Origin of the sequence: Streptomyces sp. NPDC059371 (genome assembly GCF_042751995.1) — a bacterium.
Lineage (GTDB): Bacteria > Actinomycetota > Actinomycetes > Streptomycetales > Streptomycetaceae > Streptomyces.
Map to the genome: position 1 here is coordinate 1 of NZ_JBHYXD010000201.1, position 3,082 is coordinate 3,082.

Below are 3,082 nucleotides of genomic sequence, written 5' to 3' on the forward strand. Positions count from 1 at the left end.
CGGCCCCCGGGCCGGGGTGCCCGGGGTCGGCCGCCCGTACCGGGCACCCTCCTCACCGGACCGCTCGACTCCACTTACCTGTACGGGAGTTGAGGCCGCGAAATGCAGCCGGCGCGAGGCAACCCCCCGGCTTCCTCCTCCGTCCTCGTGGGACGGGGGAGCGCTTCGGGACCAACGGGGCGACGGGGGTGAATGCCGACCAGGAGGAGAAGAACCTTGTTTCGTGTCCGGCGCACAGGGGTTGTGGCCGCGGTGTTACTCGCGGCGCTCGCGGGATCGCCAGGATCGACCCAGGCACAACAGAGCACAGCCGCTTCCGCGCGGTCCGCGGGACTCGCTTCCACTACGGATGCCGACGACCCGGGCGGACTTCCCGACGGATGGAGCCTCACCGGCGAGGGAGCGGCACGGCAACTGGTCTGGCGCTCGGACAAGCCGGTGCCCATCAGCGACGCGGGGGTCGCCTTCTACTCCGGGGACCGGTTCCTCGGCCGGCCCGTCGGATCGTCCGACGGCCGCTCCTTCCGGCTCGCTCTGGGCCCGGCACCACTCGAACCGTCCGACCTCCAGGCGCGGACCGGTGAACGGCGCCTGGACGCCGCGGGAGCCGGGCGCGACCGCCCCGCCGCGCCGGACGGGCCCGGGGAACGGCCCGGACTGTCGGGCCGGCCTTCGACACGCCTTCCGGTGAACGCCGTCGACCCCGGAAAGCCGGGCCCCTACGGGACGGCCACCGGCGACTACAAGCTCCCCTCGGTCCGGCTGCCCGGCCTCGCCGAGCGCGTGGAGATGCGCGCCGTCGTGGTCGCGCCCACGAACGCCCCGGGACACCGGCCGCTGGCCCTGTTCCTGCACGGCCGTCACGCCACCTGCTACACCGGCCACGGCAACGACACCGGCGGTGAATGGCCCTGCCCCGCGGGCAGCCGACCCATCCCGAGCTACCGGGGCTACCTGGCCGACCAGAAGCTGCTGGCCTCGCAGGGATATGTGACCGTGTCCATCGCCGCCAACGGCATCAACGGCCAGGACTACGCGGCCGAGGACGGGGGTGCCCAGGCCCGGTCCTCCCTGGTGCGGCAGCACTTGGCCCGCTGGGCGGGCTGGTCCGCCAGCCCGGCCTCCGCGCCCCCGATCGTACGGCGGTCGGCCCCCGCGGACCTGTCGCGCGTCCTGCTGGTCGGCCACTCGCGCGGCGGCGAGGGCGTGAACCGGGCCGCCATGGACAGCCTTTACCCCGCCCCGGCCGACCAGGACGGCTACCACGGACCGGTCCGCTGGCACATCCGCGGCACCGTTCTCATAGGCCCCACCGTCTTCGGGCAGAACCCGGCGCCCGACGTGCCCTCCGCGACGATCCTGCCCGGCTGCGACGGCGATGTGTCCGACCTCCAGGGGCAGATGTACGTGGACGCGACCCGCGGAGTCAGCCGCGGTGCCGCCCTGCACAGCGCCGTCTACATGGTCGGCGCCGACCACAACTTCTTCAACAGCGAATGGACTCCGGGCCAGGCCCAGGCCCCCGCGGAGGACGACTTCTGGACCGGCGACCAGCCCGACCGGGTGTGCTCGCCGGGAACCGCCACGCGATTGACGGCCCGTCAGCAGCAGACCGCGGGCGCGACCTACATCGCCGCCGCCGCACGGCTGTTCGTCGCCGGTGACGACCGCGTACGGCCGCTGCTCGACGGTTCGGGGCGGCGCGCGCCCTCCGCCGGTCCCGCGCGGGTCCTGACCCACGCGGTCGGCGGACGCCGTACCCCGGCGTTCCTGCCGGACGGGCAGGTCTCCGTCGACGGCGGCACGCTGTGCGAGGAGGTGACCGAGGTCGTGTCGGCTGCCTGCCTCGGCTCCGGCAGGAACGGTGTCTCGCCGCACTTCGCCCCGTGGGCGGTGTCGAAGGAGCCGGGCCGGCGTGCCGTGGCACTGCGCTGGACGGCCGCCGGCTCCACGGTACGTGTCCGTTCGGCGCGGCCCGTCTCGATCGCCGGCTCCCGGACTCTGGCGATGCGTCTGATCGTGCCGCCGAACAGCACGAACACCCGGTTCGACGTCGGTCTGACCGACGCCGCCGGTCACCGGGCGACGCTGGGGAGCGTCCGCCTCGACGGCCTGCCCGGCACCGACCGCACGGCCTCCTACTGGGGCCAGGAAGTCAGGCTGCCGCTGGCCGCCGCGATCCGCGCGGGAGTCGATCCGCACCGGCTGAAGTCCCTGGAGATCGTCCCGCGCACCCGTTCCGGGCAGGCATTTCTGATCGACGCATGGGGATGGCGCGCCGGGACCCCCGCGGTGCGGGCCGCGGACCTCGCCCGTGTCGACGTCGGCCGGCTGACCGTCGACGAGGGCGACACGGGCGTGCGGACCTACCACGTGCCGGTGACGGTCACCGGACACGGGAACGGTACGGTCCGGCTGTTCGTCGCCGATCCGGGAACGGGCCGGACCACCTCGCGCGAGGTGACCGTTCGGGCCGGTGTCCCGGCCCCCGACGTGAAGGTCGAGGTCCGGGGCAACAAGCGCTACGGCTACGACGTGTCCCACGACGTCTTCGTGAAGGCCGTCCACGGCGCGGTGATCGGCGCCTACCGGGGCGGTGTCACCGCGCGCAACGACGATCCGATGCCCGCCTTCAAGGTGACCCCGCCCTCCGCCCGCGCGGCCGAGGGCCGGAAGCTGACCTGGCGGATCGCACTCTCCGAGCCGGCCGACGTGGACATGCAGTCCGACATCTCCGTCGTCCGCGTCACCGGCGGACACGAACTGTCCACCACCGACGTGGACCCGCAATGGCTGCGGAACATGTCGGGCAAGGAACCGCTGCCGTCACGGCCGCTGTCCCAGGTGGATGGATTCTTCCTGTTCGCCGGCGTACCCGCCGGCCGGACGAGCACCGAGTTCACCGTCCCCACGGTCGGGGACCGGCTCGTCGAGCCGGAGGAGACGGTACGGCTGCGCATGACCGTCTACGACGAGACGGGCCGGCCGCACGACGGACCGGAGTTCACCGGCACGGTGCACGACCCGGCGTAGCCCGCCGGCGGCCCGCGCCCCGGCCGGACGCGGACCCTCGGGACCGGGC

1 protein-coding gene is annotated in these 3,082 nt (G+C 73.8%); it reads left to right on the forward strand.

The window, feature by feature from the left end; genetic code table 11:
- Window positions 1-216: 216 nt before the first annotated feature.
- A complete protein-coding gene (locus ACFXGX_RS43120) occupies window positions 217-3,033 on the forward strand; it encodes a hypothetical protein (protein WP_384803948.1) in 2,817 nt (938 codons plus the stop codon).
- Window positions 3,034-3,082: the final 49 nt, after the last annotated feature.